Genomic DNA, 17,842 nt, shown 5'->3' with positions numbered 1-17,842 from the left:
TCATGTTTGGTTTTCGTTTTATTGATTGGATTTATTGGATTTCAATTGTTTTATCGATTATATGGTAATTGGTTTCTGTAACATTGCAAACGAGATTTAGCTGATCAAACAACTCCATACCACTCAAATCTCCTCGAAATGTAATCTTCCTGACAGCTGGTCTTACACGGATATCGATATGATAAACATCACTTAATTTATTGGCTAAGTCTGCTAAACTGATTTCTTTAAATACGACCTCATCAAGTAGCGTTCTTTTCGTCTCAACAGGAATGGGCCTTTCTACCAACGTTTCACTAAAGCTTCCTTTTTGCTCGTCCAATATCGCTCGTTGATTCATCGTTAAATTCAAGGTCTTCGGTGTCTCTATTATTCGTCGTACCAAATTATTTTTAGCACTTCGTATTACTTGTACCTTACCGGTGTACACAATTACTTCGTCTTTACCCGCTCCCTTGCCCGACTGGATTTTAAAACAAGTACCTAATACCCTGGTAATCATTTCTTCATGAAATACCTGAAAAGGATTAGCGGGGTCTCCCTTCACATTAAATAGTGCGTCACCGACTAATGAAACTTCTCGTTTATTAAAACGAGTAGCATATGTTAGCTGCGCTCCTTTGAAAAGCTTAATCCGCGTTGAATCCGGCAAGGAAACTTCCAATGGTTCATCATTCGGATTTATAACTTTCGTAATGAAGCTTTCCTTTTTACTCACAAAGTCCGGTTCAACGGGATTGCACTTTAATCGATTGTAAACCCAAACCGAACCTACAATTAACAGCACCGCGGCTGCGGCTGTTGATATATAAAATCTACCGAATGGCCTAATCACCGTCGATCGACCTTTTTTTTTGTCCTCCCTTGGCTGCGTTTCCTTGTTAATCTTATCCCATAGCCGATCTTCCAGTTCTGCAAATTCGACTTCGCTTAAATTTAAATCGACATCGCTATCTAACAAATCATACCAACGACGAACGGTTTCCTGCTCCTCCTGTGTGCAGTTACCTTTTAAATAGCGCTCCAATAAACTTTGAAAGGCTTTACGGCTCATAATGATGCTGGTTAGTATAGGCCTTATAAAGGCTTTACATATCTATAGTAATACAACTAAGCCATACCCCTAAATTTTTTTAATTTTTTTTTTATTTGGTTGAGACGTGGTGTGGTTGAGTTGTTGAAACGTTGACTGGTTGAGTCGTTAAGTGGTGAATTGTAGAGCAACTATTTCCCTACTCAACTATTTGACTACTTAACGAATTAGCCAATGTGATAATTAGCCAGTATAATCTTGTGGTAAGGATCTGAGCAAGCTTGTTGCAAAGCCAGGGATATGCAATAAAAGCTGATAGACGATTTCCGGAAGTCGTTCTAGCAGCAAAATAAAGCAGAAACAATAAAAGTTATAATAATCATATAATCCTTCAGGGCTAGGCGCATGGCTTTTAACGATTGGGTAATATGGTATTCTACTGCCTTTTCGGAAATTTTTAATTTCTGTGCGATCTCCTTCACCGAGTTATATTCCAGGCGACTTAGCACAAACACTTCCCGGGTTTTACGAGGCAGCATATTAATTCCTTTTTCTATCGAGATAGAAAGCTCCCGAACCGCTAACTGCTCTTCCAAGCTATTCGCACCGATCTCACTATGCGTCTTTTTGTATTCCGCATATTGATCAAATTGCAAAACGTTTTTTAGATAATTAATGAAGCTGAATCGAACAGCCGACATCAAGTAAGCAGATAAATTGTTTATTTCAACTATTTGCCTGCGCTCCCACAGGGATATGAAAATATTTTGGGTTAATTCCTCTGCTAACTCTTTACTGCTTGATTTTTTGAATAATTGTAAAAAACACACTTTCCAATATCTCTTATAAATCTCTTTGAATGCTCGGTGGTCATTTTCCTTTATTTTCGTTAGTAATTCAGCATCCGTAGAGTCGCAGTATTCCATATCGTTTATAAAGTGGTTAGCACAAATATATAAACAACATTCAATTAAGCAAACAAACTCGGTCAATTGTATGCTAATGTGATTATTTCACACTTATTTTGTAACAGTGTGTTTCTGTGTAAAGGGGACTGTACTCTTTATTTATTCCATTAGAGATAATACTTACCGCTATTAAATTTTATTTTTCCGCCATCAACTAAATTACGGATACAGGTGATTCGATCGCTTTCATCTCCCGTTTTCAATCCATCGACCAAAGCATCTAAGGTCAAATGATTAGTTGATAGCAGGTCTATGATCTCGGCAACGATTAGGTCTTCTATTTCTTCTTCCTTTGCTTTCTTCTGCCTCTTCAGGCAATAATCGCATATCCCACAAAGCTCCATGTTTTTCTCTCCGAAATAAGCTAACAGTTGTTGTGATCGGCAAGCATCAAGCTGTAAAAAGTTGAGTACAGACTGCAATTGCTCCTCGCCTATTTTCTTTCGTTCATCAATGTGCTTTTTGTCAATATGTAAATGCTGTGAATCGCTTCTTGGTTGCAAGAACTGGATCTGTGGTTTATCTGTCTGCGATAAATAACTGATAATCTGATACTGTTCCAGCTGCTTTAAATGGTTAAGCGTCTCATGGAGTGAGAGTCCCGCTTTACGGGCTAAGTCCGCCTCACGGAATGAAACATAATAATCAAAGGCCCCGCCATAAGCACGTAACATGACTTTGATAAATCCATCCAGGTTGGCATGGGCTACTTGAAAACTGTATAGATCTTGCGATCCCACTCCGAAGCGAAACCGGGAAGGTAAGTATACATTTTCTGTTACTGCGAGCCATTCATCGCGTTCCAAAAACTTCAGCGCACTAATTACTTTTAAAGGTTCTAACTGGTACCTTTTGCAAAAAGTGCCTATATCAAAATCAAAGCACAGATATTGTCCCGCACCATACGCCAATTGAAAATAATTTCCCAAGTGATAATAAATTTGGGTGATTTCCTTGGTTGTGGGAAAGCTTAACTCAAAATTTCTTATTAGTCGCTCCTTGTCTTCTTCATTATACAACAACACCGCGTAGGCTTTCTTTCCATCCCGTCCGGCTCGCCCAGCCTCCTGAAAATAAGCTTCCAATGTATCCGGAATATCCATATGGATTACGAAACGAACATCAGGTTTGTCAATACCCATACCAAAAGCATTGGTTGCTACAATTACCTGTGTCTGGTTTTGTTTCCATGCCTCTTGCTTTTTCGATCGTTCCGGGGTCGACAACCCGGCGTGATAAAAATCGGCTTTTATGTTTTCCATCAACAGGAAACGGGTAATTTCCTGCGTTTCCCTTCTGTTTCGGACATAAACGATACCACTTCCTTTTATTTTTTTTATGATTTTGACTAAGCGGCCGGTCTTATGGTTTTCAGCAATCACCATATAGGCCAAATTTTCCCGTGAGAAACTTTTGACGAATACGGCTTGGTCGGTCGTTTTTCTAAATTTAAGTTTCTCCTGGATGTCATTTACTACTTTAGGTGTGGCAGTAGCCGTTAATGCTAAAAACGGCACCTGTGGATGTAGCTCACGTAGTTCAGATAAATGAAGATAAGGGGGTCTAAAATCATATCCCCATTGTGAAATACAATGAGCCTCATCAATGGCGAATAAATTGACAGGCATATACCGTAGCCGTTCTTTCACGAGCTCGTTCATTAGGCGTTCAGGCGACAGGTATAAAAATTTTATATCTCCATACACGCAGTTGTCCAATGCAATATCTACTTCACGTTTGGTCATACCCGCAAATATTGCTACCGCTTTTATGTTTCTTGCTTTTAAATTCTCGACTTGATCTTTCATTAAGGCTATCAAAGGAGTTACAACAATGCAAATCCCTTTCATTGCCAGTGCAGGAACTTGAAAGCAGAGCGACTTACCTCCGCCTGTAGGCATCAACGCTAAGGCATCATGGCCAGCCAAAACATGGTTTATAACCTCTTCCTGAAGAGGTCTAAAACGCGAATAACCCCAATACCGTTCTAGAATTTCGTGTATAGACATAGCGTTTAAGCTATTTAGCGCTCCAAACATAAGCAAAATTATCCTTTAGACAGTAGAATTCGATATTCAATCGCTCTGCATCTGCCCGCCACCTATCAATGGTATGTCGACTATTAGACCCATCTAGTATAAGAAGCGTGCTTTTTTTCAAGGTGTCCAACAAGCTGTCTAACGGTCTTTTCGGATTGTTTCGTACCAACAACCAGTCAGGTGCGGTAGCGATTGGATGGTTCTTTCGACCGTCTAAAATCAGTAACTGTTTCTCCATAAATTGAAGATGATTGTTCGTGATGGAAATATCGTTAAGATGGAACTTCACTGGTTCTTTGATAAAGGATAAATATTGAATCGATGAATAAGCTTCAAGTGCCGGTATTACGGAATATTGGATAAACGCTTGTTGTATCGAATCGGCATTGCTGTAAAGAATTGGTTTTGCACCATTTATAAGCCCTATAGCCATTTGATCATTGACATTGAAGATGATGAGTCGGTTACTGTTATGCTTAGACCATAATTGCTGATTGACAATCAGTCCTAAAACAAGAATACTTATAATTGATACATAAAACAACTGCTTCCGGGAAAATTGAAAAGCTAGTACCAGCGTTATCATAACCAGGTAAAGCATCAGGTATTCATAGCTTGTTAACCAAATCGACTTCACGGTAGCTAAAGGCCATTGTTCTATACGAACCAATACCCGGTTAACAAAAAGAACGAATTGCTCTAATATATCAGCCATACCATAGGTGAATTTGTTTAGCGGCAGCATTAATAATAAGAAACCAGCGTAAATAAGGAGGCTAACCGGCAAGGTGATAAACAAGTTTGCCGGCAAAAAATAAACAGGAAAGAGATGAAAATAATAGAGCACCAGTGGGAAATTCGCTAATTGTGCTGCGCAAGACATCGATACATATGACCAGCCTTTATTCGCTAGTTCATATTTAAACCTTACTAGCTCTGATAAAAGAGGCATCAACCAAATGATACCAAGAACCGCCAAATAAGACAATTGGAAACCTACATCTCTCAGAAATCCCGGGTTGTACAATAATAAGAAAAAGGCAGAGGCGGCTAGGTTGTTATATCCATTACCGGCACGTCTCAGCGTATTGCCAATAATGAAGATACTGATCATAAATGCCGCTCGGAGAACAGATGGCGCAAAACCTGTTAGTAATGCGTAAGCCCATATAAAGAGTAATAATAAAAGAAGACGTATATATCGCAACCATCCGCCTTTATTCATCCATTGTAAACAAAAAGCAAACAAAGCGAAGACAATTCCAACATGCATACCGGAAACGGCCAATATGTGTATTGTGCCGGTAGCGGAGAAGACCTTTATCAGTTCCTTCTCCAAGGAAGCACGGTACCCTAAAACTAGCGTAGCGAGAAGTGCCGCAGACTCCTTACTCCTAAAATACCGATTAAACTTCTCGACCATTTTTTTTCTGGTTTCGAGCGCGTAACCGATTAACGGGTTTCCCGTTTTACGACCGGTCTTGCTCAACGCATCTGAAGTAAGAAACGTTTCGTGCCAAATTCCCCGATGAGACATATAAACTGCGTAATCAAATTCATGGGGATTATAAGGTTGCCTGAGTCGTTTAAAGTTGCTAAGAATACGAAGCTCATCACCATAATGGAGTAGTAAGTCTCTCTCCTTTGTTTTAATTTTCAGTAAAAGCTTCCCTCTTACCGGCTTATATTCATCTTTTATCTTCACATAATTGATTGTCATTTCGGTGCTTATAATTTCCCCTTTCACCTTAGGTTCACCGGATACAAAACCAAGCAAATGATCACTCTGATAATGACTGAAATGTCTATGGTCGATAACCGGATTGCTTTCCCAGTTTAGCAAAGCTCCGAAGCAAATAAGTATTGAAAAAAAAATTATAAAAGCAGGTCCATATAAGTATCGAACCTTCCACTTTGTTCCAATGGCAAGACCAAAAAAACAAGCAATTAACAATAGACAAGCAATTAGTATGAGCCGATATGTAAAAATCGAAGCGGGTATGAAATAGGTTATTCCAATTCCGAGGATGAGGGCAAGCAAAAAAGATACGAATGGCGCCTGTGTATGGTAATTGATGAATCTAGACATCTCAGTTTAAAATTGAAAGCGTAGCTGCATTTTGATTTCTGATTTGCGATTGCCTTCAATCTTATCCAAGGTCGAACCGAGTTCTTGGAGCGTCGGATAGTGACTAGCCGCATAACGGCACCAAAAATCCATACCCCTCTTGATTCGACAGCGTAGATTCAAATAATACCGTATCCCTTTATTGCTGTAGAAGGGAAACGATGATGCATACAAGACATCATTCTCAAAAGCGTATATGCGCGAATTATAACCATCTGTTTTAAATAAAGCGATACGGGCATTACCTGAAAACATACCTTGAGGCTTATAAATTACATCCTGATAAAACAGATAGCCTTTTTCGGCATGTGCCGCTTTTTTATAAAACCCGTATTCAAACCGGTTACGGAAAACGATGGTCGAGCTAACCTGATACTGTGCTTCAGCCCTAATTTGTTGTCGCTGAACCCGGTCTAGCACGGCAGTGGGGTGTATCGAATCGCCATTTTCAGCTTTATTCCGAAAACGGTAACGAAGCAGATATCTTAGCTTTTTATTGGGAGTAAGAGTCAATTGTGTAAACAGATCCTGACCATCCGATGGTGCGTCTACTCGGTACCTTATCCAAGGAAATTTAAAAGCATCTGCATAAGCCACCCATAGTACTTTCTTATTGGGTTGAAAGATAAGTCCGGTATAGAATCCTTTTTCATTTACTGCACGGCTCCCTTCCGATAATCCTTGGTTATAGAATGCATGATAGTTCTTTTGGTAATCTCTGTACTGCAAAACCAAGGACAAGTCGTGGGATAAGGACGAGATAATACCATTTGTATACGCTAAACCGCTACCAAAACTATGCGCTACTTCTCCAAAGAGGTACATATTATGAATATAGGTATGGTAGTATATACTGGCATTTGATAAATCGTTTCCGGCAAACGCATATTGATTGTATAAAAGTGTCCGAGGTCTTATTATACCTGACAGCTTGGTATAAAACACATTGCCACCAATAGTAAGTGAATTTCGTTGATACTGAACATTGGTACCAAATAGCAACTGCTTTAAATTGTGCCTGTTCGATACCTCGTTAGGTGTTCTATGTAAGCCGTTTTCAATAATAGCGCTATAATTAGCTTTACCTGCAAGACTATCCACGAAGGTAGCGCTCAATCTTTTATAAGATATAAAAGGCGTAATGCTCCACTTTTTTACTGAATAGGTGGCTGAGATCCCGCGAAAAAAAGAAAACTCGTTAGCTGATGTATAGGGACGTAAACCGATGCCTTGTCGCGCCACATGTTGAACCAGTGCTCCCTTTCCGAAACTAACCCCTGTCCATAAAGCAAGTCCTTGTCCAAACTGTAGAGAATAGTCGCCAATAACAACATGTTTCCATCGTTTGACGCTCTGTAGATAAAGGCTTCCCGAATAAAAGTCAAAGCCAAGGCGCTGTGCCCCGTTAAAGAACTGTTCACCTGCGTCCTTTTTCATGTTTAACGATAGTTGAAGTTTTTGCGGAACCGTGTAACGATATCGGCCAAATAAACGATCGGCACTACCCAGATATCTCGACCTGTTTAGATCCTTTATGGCATAGCCGTTTTGCTTCTCTAGGATGCGTCCATATCGAAACATCAAATCATGTCTTCCGCTGCTTAGAAACTCTTTTGCCGGCATATTCCAATTCGACGATGGCTCTACCCGAACAAAAGGTAGCAGGAGCCGTACCGTCTCCACATCCAGCCCGTCCACCGCTTGCAGTTCATATACCGTCAGATAAGGACCCGCTAGTTTACGATGGTTGATAATAGCAGCTACCTGCAAGGGTGACAAAAAACGAAGTTCGCTTAATTCCTCGTTGCTTGTTTTATTAAGATCGATCGGATGTTTCAAATAGTAGTTCCATCTCTCTGTAAGCTCCATATAATCATAATCTTCTGTGAGATCATCGGCCATGGATTCAACAAGCTGTTCGATAAGATCGGTATTTTCCGTTTGGCAAAAAGTGGCCAGATGGGATAACAGAAATAAGAATACAAAAAAGACCGATTTAGAAAGCATAGGCAAGCAATAATTGAGGGGATAACCCGAGTCGATGATGAATCACCGTGGCTAAATCCAAAATCATTTTATGATATACAAAGCCAAACCCACAAAATTGACTAAACTCATTTAATCCGATTCCACCTCGAAAGCTCATCCAGGAAATGGGTTTATATTCAAGGCCTGTTCGGAAATCTACCTTATCTCGATAAAGAACCTTCTCCGAATCGGCAGTTATAAGTAAATTCGGATGAAATTGATAGCTGGTACCTACGCCGATTATCACCGGAATAACGGAATAAGCGGAATAATCATAAGAAGCATATCCAGGGTTTGCAACGCGGGCACCGATGACCCAGAATGGTTTTACTTGAAATTGTAAACCAACATCCGCCGAAAAAGCTTGATTTCTGCCATATTCCCTCAGCTGCAGTTGATGGTAATTTAAAGCAAGGCCGATGGACAGCTGTGGGCCAAAACGTTTAGCGTAGCTAAGATTTGCCTTCAACTCGCTATAAGCATCCTTAATCCCATAATTTGAAATATGAGAACCAAATACACCCAATTTTGTGGGCACTGCCAATAGCAGCCCCTGCGTGCGTATATCTGTGTTTAAAAAATGTTCTTGGTGATAAATGCCTGCTCTAGATGCAGTCATTGAACCAATGCCGGCCACATTGGATGTCAGCCCTTCAACACCTTGCAATGCATTTCCCGTACCACCCATAGCACAATATCGGGAAGCCGGGTAAACCTGGGCTGAGAGGTTGATAGCGGTTAGTAATAAAATTAGGTTTAAGAAGGTACCAAACATAGCACCTTAAAGATACTTAAACCGAATATTTTAACGTAGTTAGCCTTTGATAATGAACAAACTGAACAAAATTATTTGATAAAATGTTTCTCCTGTTTAAAAAACTCTTCAAGGGCAATGCGATCCGTTTTGAACGTCAAATCCTCTATTTTAATGTCTTCCAACTTAATAAGTCGAAAGGCCTGAAAAACATCCCCTTCTGTCTCATCAAAATCAAAAGCACATGTTTTAAAAGTTAGATTAAAAGGCATTTTATTGCGTACACGATAGTAAACGGAGATAATCTGACTATCATTAAAGTAAGAATGTTCATAAAAGTCGGTTGTATAAATATGATCTAATACCTCCACCTCTACCAAACATTCTTCCATATACTCCCTGCGTAAAGCGTCTCGCAATCCTTCTCCATATTCCAGTCCACCTCCCGGAAATTTACTAAAACGTTTACCATACTCTTGTTCATCACTGATCAGGATTTCGCCCTGCTCTGTCACAAGGATACCATACACCCGCACGTTAAATGGATACAATGCCTGCATGTTCTATTATTATTTCTTATAAATCGATGAAAGATCTTTAATTTCAATATGCTTAAAATCGACGGGCTGTCCCTCGCTTTGGAGTGCAATATAGCCACTTTTCAACAGTTTGCCATCGACTTTAATCGTTGGGTCATAACCATGTGCTACATCACCTCCAATCTGTGGTTTAGCATATTGTAGTACGGTATCCCCTTCAATAATATGGGTCACTAAAGAATCGCCTAAAACGATTAGCTCAGCATGAACCCACTGATCCCCATCGTACGTTTTTGAAGTTGAATTAAGACAATGCGAATCGGCGATTTTCCCTTTATATACGACATGAGTTCCCGGCGAGCACATATTACCGGTTGGCCTGGGCTTTCCATCCCCCAAGCCCCCCAGGAACTGCATCTCTACTGAAATAGGCCAGTCTTGCTCTTTTGGCATAGTACGAGGGTCTTGCGAATGGAACATTACTCCACTATTACGTAGCGTATAAGACGGAGCCCCTTTTTGTAACTCACCAACAAAACGATATGCTAATTTAAGGTGGTAATAGGCATAAGGGATTTTATAATATAAATGCCCGAATTGATCATTGAAATCGCCATATTGATCATATCGTACTTGTATGGTACTATCCCTTACCCGAAATGTATTCCCATAATTTTCGCCGAACTCATGATGATGAATTTTCACCATCCAATCATTGATATCCTTTCCGTTGAAAAGGGAGACCCATTCTTCTTTTTTTTGTTCATCTTCGCTTTCGGTTGCCGTATTCGATCTGCATCCCGCTGTTACCAAAATCCCCAAAAAAAGCAATGGAGCAATTATTTTTTTCATCCTGTTATTTTCTTTTTGATGGTTGATGAGAGCTCGGGTAAATAACCGAAGCGACAGCGAAGCTCATTGACACCTAAAAATGTAAATACTTGTCAATTGCCCTGTGTGTCCATTATTATTTACATCTCGGTTTCATCTGTATATAATTTTCTTTTTAAAAGTGATGAAGCTATCAGATTTATTCATCCCCTATGTGGTTTGAATAAACTATGATGAGCTCATAATTCAAATTTGATGGGCTGAAAATACGAAATTTAAAATATTCTATAGTATGCTAATCCCAATTCTCCAATTGCCGTATTAATTGAACATCAAAAGCAACCAAATTATTTTAATACAAAATCATCCCTCACCTTATGAAGCTCATATCTATTTCGTATCTTTATGCCCTTAAATATTTCATGTGCAAATAATTTGTCCTTTAAAGGCCATATGGAATATCCAGGTTATTTCATCTGTGTTTGTATTTGGCAAACATAGATATTCATGGGATTTTATATATTAACCTATGATAGCTTGCAATCTGGTAAAACACTATTGAATAGCACATTATCCAATAAAAAAATAGCGAGGAGATTTTGGATTACTTACAAGGATTGAACCCTTCACAACGGGCAGCAGTAGAACAAACAGATGGCCCTGTTATGATTGTAGCAGGAGCTGGATCGGGCAAAACGAGAGTCATAACCTATCGAGTAGCCCATCTAATACAAAAAGGCATTGATCCATTTAACATTTTAGTATTAACGTTTACCAATAAAGCCGCCAAGGAAATGCGCGAGCGGATCATGAAAGTAGTTGGAAATGAAGCTAAAAACATTTGGATGGGTACTTTTCACTCCGTATTCGCTAAAATCCTTCGTGTGGAGGCTCATCATATTGGCTATCCTGCCAATTTCACTATTTATGACACGGACGACAGTAAGAGCTTGATCCGATCGATTCTCAAGGAAATGCAGTTAGATGATAAACTGTACAATGCAAACTTTGTATATAATCGGATATCCGCGGCGAAAAACAACCTGATATCCGCTGCAGAGTATCAAAAGAATGCACAAATACAGGCTGAGGATCAATCGGGCGGAAGGGGTAATCTAGGTCAAATTTATCAAACCTATAGTCAACGCTGCTACAAAGCAGGTGCAATGGATTTTGACGATTTGCTTTTTAAAACCAATGTCCTGCTGAACCAACATCCGGAAGTACTTTATAAATATCAAACAAAGTTCAAGTATTTAATGGTTGATGAGTACCAAGACACCAACTTCTCACAATATCTGATTGTTAAAAGGCTAGCGGCAATCAACGAGAACATCTGCGTAGTGGGTGATGATGCTCAAAGTATTTATGCTTTCCGGGGCGCGAATATCCAGAATATTTTAAATTTTGAAAAAGACTATCCGGACTTAAAAGTTTTTAAGTTGGAGCAGAATTATCGTTCTACCCAAAATATTGTAAATGCCGCCAATAGTATTATCTCGAATAATAAAAATCAGTTAAAAAAGAACGTTTTCTCCGAAAACGAAACGGGCGACAAGATAAAAGTTGTACGGGCTTTCAGCGACAATGAAGAAGGAAAAATGGTAGCAGAAAATATTTTGCAAGACCGTTCCTTGCAATCGCTGCGTTTTAAGGATTTCGCCATTCTCTACCGTACCAACGCACAGTCGCGCGCCATGGAAGAGGCCTTACGAAAACTTAATATACCGTACAAGATATACGGAGGCACCTCCTTCTATCAAAGGAAAGAGATCAAAGATTTAATAGCCTACTTTCGACTTACTTTTAACCCCAACGATGAAGAAGCACTTAAGCGTGTCATTAATTATCCCAGACGGGGCATAGGTGACACCTCGGTAGAACGCATCTTTATTGCTGCAGATCAACATCAAAAAAGTATTTGGGAAGTCATTACCACCCCACAACAGTATTTGGACGGACGTACGGCAGCTGTTGTATATCCGTTTGGTTCCCTCATCCAAAGTTTCCAAGTGCTGGCGAAGAACAACAGTGCCTATGATACCGCTCTACATATCGCACAACATTCCGGTATATTGAAAGATCTCTATGAGGATAAATCCGTTGAAGGCCTAAACCGGTATGAAAACATTCAGGAATTATTAAATGGTATTAAAGAATTCAGTGAGCGTGAAGATATAGCAGAAAAAGGCCTAGATGTATTTATGCAGGATATTGCGTTATTGACAAATGACGACAATGATAAGAATCCGAATGCTGATACAGTATCACTGATGACAATTCACTCTTCGAAAGGGCTGGAATTTCCGCAGGTTTTTATCGTTGGACTTGAAGAAAACCTCTTCCCTTCGCAACTTGCCCTGAATTCACGTACGGAATTGGAAGAGGAGCGTCGGCTATTCTATGTGGCGATTACACGTGCTGAGAAGAAGCTGACCTTATCCTATGCAACATCGCGTTATCGTTGGGGAACGCTCAATAATTGTGAACCGAGTCGGTTTATAGATGAAATAGACCCCAGATACCTGGCACTGGATTTCAGTGCTCCTACAGCCTCTAAATCCAGCGGTGATGATGTTTTTGGTAAAGCAAGGACAGCTTGGTCGCAACCGCAATCACAAGACATCTTTACCAAACCCAAACCGAAAGTCGTACCCAAAACCACTTCCATTTTACCAAAAGCGCATCAACCCAGTGCCGGTTTCGCACCGTCTGATACCAGTAATTTGCAGGTGGGGATGGAAGTAGAGCATGAACGCTTTGGATTTGGGAAGGTAATTAATTTAGAAGGTAATAAACCGGACATAAAAGCAACTATTTTTTTTAAAGAATTAGGACAAAAGCAATTGTTGCTTAAATTTGCAAAACTTAGAATTGTTAATAATTAGGTTGCGAGTTATGTGTTGTGAGTTGTCAGCGATATCAGATCGGATATCTTCTTACTGCTCGCAACTAACAACCGGCAACTGGTAACTAAAGAAAATATGGAATTTGACTATAATAGCACACGAAAGAGATTAATATTGGCAGAATATGGCCGTAATGTTCAAAACATGGTGGCTTATATCTGCACCCTCCCCACGAAGGAAGAACGCAACCGGCACGCGCAGGTTGTCATCGACCTAATGGGCTTTTTAAATCCGCATTTAAGGGATGTATCGGATTTTAAACATAAACTTTGGGATCACTTGCACATTATCTCCGATTTCCAAATTGACGTAGATTCGCCTTATCCCAAGCCTACGCCAGGTGCTATACATGCAAAGCCGGAAACGTTGAATTATCCGCAGCATCGCATTAAATACAAGCATTACGGTTATATCATTGAGTTAATGATTGAAAAGGCCAAGAAGATTGAAGATCCGGAACGTAAAAAAACAATGGTACAGGCAATGGCCAATTTCATGAAAATGGCCTATGTAACCTGGAATAAAGATTCTGTCAGTGACGACCACATCGTTGACGATTTGAAAGAAATGTCAAATGGTCAATTAGTGCTCGATGAAGATGTGAACTTAACTAAACTGGAATTCAAAACACCGCCTCCAGGTAATCGCACAAAAAGTAATACTAGCAGTAACCAGCAAAGTGGTGGCGGCCAGAAAAACCGGCAGCAGCAGCATAAAAATCAGAATAATGGCGGTAACAAGAAGCGTAAACGTTTCTAAATCGCTATCCACATATTTTTAACAACCGGCCTGTATCTAACGATGTCAAGATAAAGGCCGGTTTAATTTTTATCGATTAGGATAGTTGAATGAATGCATTTGAAATTTACGGTGGAAAACCGCTGAAAGGAGAAATCACTCCGCAGGGAGCAAAAAATGAGGCGCTCCAAATATTATCAGCTGTATTGCTTACGCCCGAGAAAATGACGATCAGCAATATACCTGACATTAAAGATGTTAACAAACTCATCGAGCTTTTAGGTGATCTTGGAGTAGCTATCGAACGGATCAGTGATGACACCTATACATTTGAAGCAAAGAACATTAATATTGATTACTTCCAGTCAGAAGAGTTTAAAACTAAGGGAGGAAGCCTGCGCGGTTCTATTATGATCGTTGGCCCTCTACTCGCTCGTTTCGGCAAAGCTGCCATTCCTAAACCAGGTGGAGACAAAATAGGACGAAGGCGGTTGGACACGCATTTTTTAGGTTTTGAAAAACTCGGAGCTCGGTTTCATTATGATCAGGACAACCATTTTTTTAATATCGATGCGACTAATTTGCACGGAACTTATATCCTCTTGGATGAGGCATCCGTAACCGGCACGGCAAATATTGTGATGGCCGCTGTTTTGGCAAAAGGTACAACTACGATTTATAATGCCGCCTGTGAGCCCTATTTGCAACAGCTGTGCAAAATGCTCAATCGTATGGGCGCTAAGATTTCCGGTATAGGCTCCAATCTGTTGAGCATTGAGGGGGTCGACTATTTGACAGGAACGGAACACCGTATGCTTCCCGATATGATTGAAATAGGTTCCTTTATTGGTTTAGCCGCGATGACCGGGTCAGAAATCACCATTAAGGATGTTCATTTTGATGAGCTAGGGATTATTCCGACGGTTTTTGGTCGACTAGGGATAAAACTGGAAAGACGGGGCGACGACATCTATATTCCGGCCCAAGATTCGTACGAAATTGAGACCTTCATAGACGGTTCCATCCTCACCATCGCAGATGCACCTTGGCCAGGTTTTACGCCTGACTTGTTAAGCATTGTACTTGTCGTAGCTACACAAGCCAAAGGGAATGTGTTAATTCACCAGAAAATGTTTGAAAGCCGCTTGTTCTTTGTCGATAAGTTAATCGACATGGGCGCACAGATTATTTTATGTGATCCTCATCGCGCAACGGTCATCGGCTTGAATAAAGCATTCAAATTACGGGGAATCGAAATGACTTCACCCGATATACGTGCGGGAGTTTCCTTGCTGATCGCCGCCCTATCCGCTCAAGGAAGATCCGTTATTTATAATATTGAGCAAATTGAACGTGGTTATCAACACATTGATAAACGGCTCCTGGCGCTCGGCGCTCAAATCAAACGAATTGAAGGAAAACCACTGCATTGAACGATGTAAGGTATAAGGCGTAGGGCTTAAGGTAACCTTATACCCTCTACCTTATACCTTATACCCTATACCTCATACCCGCTTAAGCCTGACACCTCCTCTCATCTAACCAGCCGAAATAGCATTGATAATATCATATTGGGTTATGATCTCGAGCTTACCGCCCTCATCTTCCACCAATACGGCGTTATTATCTTTATTGATAAGTGATGAAAGTCGGTCAATTGAGGTATTGAGATCAACAAAAGGAAAAGGTGCCGTCATAATCTGTTGTACCTTTCCGGACTTCACACTTGGATTTTCCAAGAGTGCGTTCAATATATCCGATTCAGTGACTTTGCCGACCACCATTCCTTGTTGCGTGATAGGGATTTGTGATATATTGAGCGTCTTCATTGTATTAAACGTCTCGATTACAGACTGTTCTCCATCTACTGTTATAATCTCCTGTTGTCCCCTTTTCTTTAAAATGCGTTCCGCTGTCAATTTCTTGTCTTTAAGGAATCCTCGCTCCCGCAGCCAATCTTCATTAAACATTTTTCCCATATAACGGGAGCCATGATCATGAAAAATGACAACTACTAAATCCCCTTCCTTTAAGCTATCTTTTAACTGCAATAAGCCAGCAATGGCCGCGCCAGCGGAATTTCCAACGAAAATACCTTCCTGCCGTGCAATTTCGCGCGTCATCAACGCTGCATCCTTATCCGTCACTTTTTCAAAATGATCGATAACATCGAAATCAACATTTCGAGGTAAAAAATCTTCCCCTATCCCTTCGGTAATGTAGGGATAGATCTCGCTCTTATCGAAGACGCCTGTTTCCTTATATTTCTTAAACACCGATCCATAGGTATCAATGCCCCATATCTTGACGGCTGGATTTTTCTCCTTTAGATATTTCCCAGCGCCACTTATTGTGCCGCCTGTTCCAACACCAACCAATAGATGGGTAATTTTTCCGTCTGTCTGTTCCCATATTTCAGGGCCGGTCTGCTCATAATGCGCGTGGCTGTTGGAAAGATTGTCATATTGGTTTGGTTTCCATGCATTGGGGATTTCTCTCTCAAGTCTGCTCGAAACGGAATAATAAGAACGGGGATCTTCAGGCTCGACATTGGTCGGACACACAATCACCTCTGCCCCAAAAGCGCGCAGTGCATCTATTTTTTCCTTCGACTGCTTATCGGTCGTCGTAAAAACACACTTATAACCCTTAATAACTGCCGCAATTGCCAAACCCATTCCGGTATTACCCGATGTGCCTTCGATAATCGTTCCACCTGGCTTTAACAACCCGGCGCGTTCCGCATCCTCAATCATTTTGATAGCCATTCGATCTTTGATCGAATTACCTGGATTAGTTGTCTCTATCTTAGCTAATACAGTTGCCTTAACATCTTTGGTTAGCTTGTTTAACTTTACCAAGGGTGTATTACCGATTGTCTCCAGAATATTATTGTACCACATTCTCTACAAGTTTAATAGATTATATACAAACATAGCAATTTATAATAGCTAACAGAAATCGGCTTTCAGCTATCGGATTAATGCCGACGCTTGCTGCGCGCTGGCAACGGGACTAAAACTTCAAATGTTTCACTGTCAACCCGTTATTGATCAACTGTTTTAAAGAATCGATACCAATTTTTAAGTGGGTTTCAACAAAGTTTGCCGTTACGGACGAGTCACTTTCCTGCGTCTTTACACCTTCCGGAATCATTGGTTGATCAGACACCAACAACAATGCACCCGTCGGTATTTTATTAGCGAATCCAACTGTAAATATGGTAGCAGTTTCCATATCTACCGCCATTGCCCTTAAAGATTTTAGGTATTTCTTAAAATCCTTGTCATGTTCCCAAACTCTCCTATTGGTTGTATAGACAGTGCCGGTCCAATAGTCTAAACTATTATCCCGAATAGTAGTGGATATCGCTTTCTGAAGTGCGAAAGCAGGTAGAGCGGGCACTTCCGGAGGTAAGTAATCATTAGAAGTCCCCTCTCCACGAATCGCGGCGATCGGCAAAATCAAATCTCCAATACTATTCTTCTTTTTCAAGCCACCGGCCTTTCCTAAAAACAAGGCTGCTTTCGGTTGTATAGCGGAGAGTAAGTCCATAATGGTGGCTGCAACCGGACTTCCCATACCGAAATTGATAATTGTGATACCAGCGGCCGAGACACTCTGCATAGGCTTATCCAGGCCATAAATCGGTGCGTTATCATGCCATTCCGAAAACAATTTTACATAATGTGAGAAATTCGTCAATAAGATATATTCTCCAAATTCATTTAAGGGGCGCCCCGTGTACCGTGGCAACCAATTCTTTACGATATCTTCTTTATTCTTTAAACCGGGTTTTACCGCCGATTCAACTTCTTTTACTGTTTTAGTCATCGTTTTCTTTTTAGGAACCAGTTGAGTAGGGTGATAGTTGA

The 17,842-nt window shown here is 40.5% G+C and carries 13 protein-coding genes; 3 read left to right on the top strand and 10 right to left on the bottom strand.

The features are described 5' to 3' along the window. Window positions 1-31: 31 nt before the first annotated feature. The 8 genes from FKG96_RS12110 to FKG96_RS12075 form a co-directional block, all read right to left on the bottom strand. Entirely contained in the window at window positions 32-1,054 is a 1,023-nt protein-coding gene (locus FKG96_RS12110; RefSeq protein WP_149105552.1) for a FecR family protein, read from the bottom strand. Between the two features lie 317 nt (window positions 1,055-1,371). After that, entirely contained in the window at window positions 1,372-1,959 is a 588-nt protein-coding gene (locus tag FKG96_RS12105) for an RNA polymerase sigma factor (protein ID WP_013666204.1), read from the bottom strand. A 149-nt stretch (window positions 1,960-2,108) separates the two neighbouring features. After that, entirely contained in the window at window positions 2,109-4,010 is a 1,902-nt protein-coding gene (locus FKG96_RS12100; protein WP_246860275.1) for an ATP-dependent DNA helicase RecQ, read from the bottom strand. Window positions 4,011-4,020: 10 nt separating this feature from the next. Then, on the bottom strand, window positions 4,021-6,129 hold the full coding sequence (locus FKG96_RS12095) for a ComEC/Rec2 family competence protein (protein ID WP_149105550.1): 2,109 nt from the start codon (window positions 6,127-6,129) through the stop codon (window positions 4,021-4,023). 6 nt (window positions 6,130-6,135) lie between these two features. Then, window positions 6,136-8,175, bottom strand: a complete 2,040-nt coding sequence (locus tag FKG96_RS12090) for a helix-hairpin-helix domain-containing protein (RefSeq protein WP_149105549.1) — start codon at window positions 8,173-8,175, stop codon at window positions 6,136-6,138. Further along, a complete protein-coding gene (locus FKG96_RS12085) occupies window positions 8,165-8,971 on the bottom strand; it encodes a hypothetical protein (protein WP_130857306.1) in 807 nt (268 codons plus the stop codon). The genes FKG96_RS12090 and FKG96_RS12085 overlap by 11 nt, the downstream gene beginning before the upstream one ends. Before the next feature lie 71 nt (window positions 8,972-9,042). Next, window positions 9,043-9,510 carry an NUDIX domain-containing protein gene (locus tag FKG96_RS12080; RefSeq protein ID WP_013666199.1) on the bottom strand — a complete coding sequence of 156 codons (468 nt, stop codon included), beginning with the start codon at window positions 9,508-9,510 and terminating at the stop codon, window positions 9,043-9,045. 9 nt (window positions 9,511-9,519) lie between these two features. Then, window positions 9,520-10,341, bottom strand: a complete 822-nt coding sequence (locus FKG96_RS12075) for a DUF1080 domain-containing protein (protein WP_130857305.1) — start codon at window positions 10,339-10,341, stop codon at window positions 9,520-9,522. Window positions 10,342-10,919: 578 nt separating this feature from the next. On the opposite strand from FKG96_RS12075, the gene FKG96_RS12070 reads away from it, so the two are divergent. From FKG96_RS12070 to murA, 3 genes are all read left to right on the top strand, one after another. Then, entirely contained in the window at window positions 10,920-13,208 is a 2,289-nt protein-coding gene (locus FKG96_RS12070; protein WP_130857304.1) for an ATP-dependent helicase, read from the top strand. 96 nt (window positions 13,209-13,304) lie between these two features. Continuing rightward, a complete protein-coding gene (locus FKG96_RS12065; RefSeq protein WP_013666196.1) occupies window positions 13,305-13,988 on the top strand; it encodes a DUF4290 domain-containing protein in 684 nt (227 codons plus the stop codon). Between the two features lie 89 nt (window positions 13,989-14,077). Continuing rightward, the gene (murA, locus tag FKG96_RS12060; RefSeq protein ID WP_130857303.1) at window positions 14,078-15,400 is read left to right on the top strand and encodes a UDP-N-acetylglucosamine 1-carboxyvinyltransferase; all 1,323 of its coding nucleotides are present in this window, start codon (window positions 14,078-14,080) and stop codon (window positions 15,398-15,400) included. A gap of 105 nt (window positions 15,401-15,505) precedes the next feature. Here murA and FKG96_RS12055 read toward each other — a convergent pair whose 3' ends face one another. After that, entirely contained in the window at window positions 15,506-16,870 is a 1,365-nt protein-coding gene (locus FKG96_RS12055; RefSeq protein WP_149105548.1) for a pyridoxal-phosphate dependent enzyme, read from the bottom strand. Between the two features lie 112 nt (window positions 16,871-16,982). Then, a complete protein-coding gene (locus tag FKG96_RS12050; protein ID WP_130857301.1) occupies window positions 16,983-17,801 on the bottom strand; it encodes an AMP nucleosidase in 819 nt (272 codons plus the stop codon). Window positions 17,802-17,842: the final 41 nt, after the last annotated feature.

It is taken from the genome of Olivibacter sp. LS-1 (assembly GCF_008245145.1).
GTDB classification, from domain to species: Bacteria; Bacteroidota; Bacteroidia; order Sphingobacteriales; family Sphingobacteriaceae; genus Olivibacter; species Olivibacter oleidegradans.
Note: the sequence above shows the minus strand (reverse complement) of the source record. Positions and strands in the feature narration are given on the sequence as shown.